The organism is Caulobacter sp. FG7, from assembly GCF_057808875.1.
Genome location: NZ_JBMDIW010000066.1, coordinates 1 through 1,403 on the forward strand (window position 1 = coordinate 1; position 1,403 = coordinate 1,403).

General features: G+C 66.7%; 1 protein-coding gene. It reads right to left on the reverse strand.

Annotation, left to right across the window (positions count from 1 at the left end):
* The coding region (locus tag ACODR1_RS24750; protein WP_488882812.1) for an acyl-CoA carboxylase subunit beta at window positions 1-1,400 on the reverse strand (1,400 nt) is incomplete at its 3' end.
* Window positions 1,401-1,403 lie beyond the last annotated feature (3 nt).

Genomic DNA, 1,403 nt, shown 5'->3' on the forward strand with positions numbered 1-1,403 from the left:
GCCACGAACGGGTTGGCGAAGCGGTCCTTGTATTCGGCCTCGCGGGCGGCCAGGGCCTGCGGGTCCTTGGCCTCCTGGCGGAAGATGATCTCGACCGCGCCCTTGGCCCCCATCACCGCGATCTCGGCGGTGGGCCAGGCGTAGTTGAAGTCGCCGCGCAGGTGCTTGGAGCTCATCACGTCATAGGCCCCGCCATAGGCCTTGCGGGTGATCAGGGTGACCTTGGGCACGGTGGCCTCGGCATAGGCGAACAGGAGCTTGGCCCCGTGCTTGATTAGGCCGCCGTACTCCTGCTTGGTGCCCGGCATGAAGCCCGGCACGTCGACCAGGGTGACGATCGGGATCTCGAAGGCGTCGCAGAAGCGCACGAAGCGGGCGGCCTTGCGCGATGAATCGATGTCGAGCACGCCGGCCAGCACCTGCGGCTGGTTGGCGACGATACCGACCGTCTGGCCGTCCATGCGGGCAAAACCGCAGACGATGTTCCTGGCCCACTCGGACGAGATCTCGAAGAAGTCGGCCTCGTCGACGATCTTCAGGATCAGTTCCTTCATGTCGTAGGGCTTGCCCGGATCGGCGGGGACCAGGCTGTCGAGGCTGGCCTCCTGGCGATGGGGATCGTCGAAGCTCGTCCGGATCGGAGCCTTCTCGCGATTGGACGAGGGCAGGAAGTCGATCAGGCGGCGCACCTGGGTCAGGGCTTCCAGGTCGTTCTCGAACGCCCCCTCGGCCACGCCCGACTTGGCGGCATGCACGCGGGCCCCGCCCAGTTCCTCGGCGGTGACCACCTCGTTGGTGACGGTCTTCACCACGTCAGGACCGGTGACGAACATGTAGCTGGTGTCCTTCACCATGAAGATGAAGTCGGTCATGGCCGGCGAATAGACGTCGCCGCCGGCGCAGGGGCCCATGATCACGCTGATCTGCGGAATGACGCCGCTGGCCAGGGTGTTTTCGAGGAAGATGTCGGCATAGCCGGCCAGGCTGTCGACCCCCTCCTGGATGCGCGCGCCGCCGGCGTCGAACAGGCCGATGATCGGCGCGCCGGCCTTCATCGCCTGGCGCTGGACCTTGACGATCTTGGCCGCGTGGGCGCCCGACAGCGAGCCGCCGAACACCGTGAAGTCCTTGGAGAAGACGTAGACGACCTTGCCGTTGATCGTGCCCCAGCCGGTGACCACCCCGTCGCCGGGCACCTTCTGCTCGGCCATGCCGAACTCGGTCCCCCGGTGCTCGACGAACATGTCGAACTCCTCGAACGAGCCTTCGTCCAGCAGCAGGTCGATCCGCTCGCGGGCCGTCAGCTTGCCCTTGGCGTGCTGGCTCGCCACCCGCTTCTCGCCGCCCCCGGCGCGGGCCTGTTCACGACGCCGCTCCAGCTCTTCCAGGATGTGTTGCAAGGT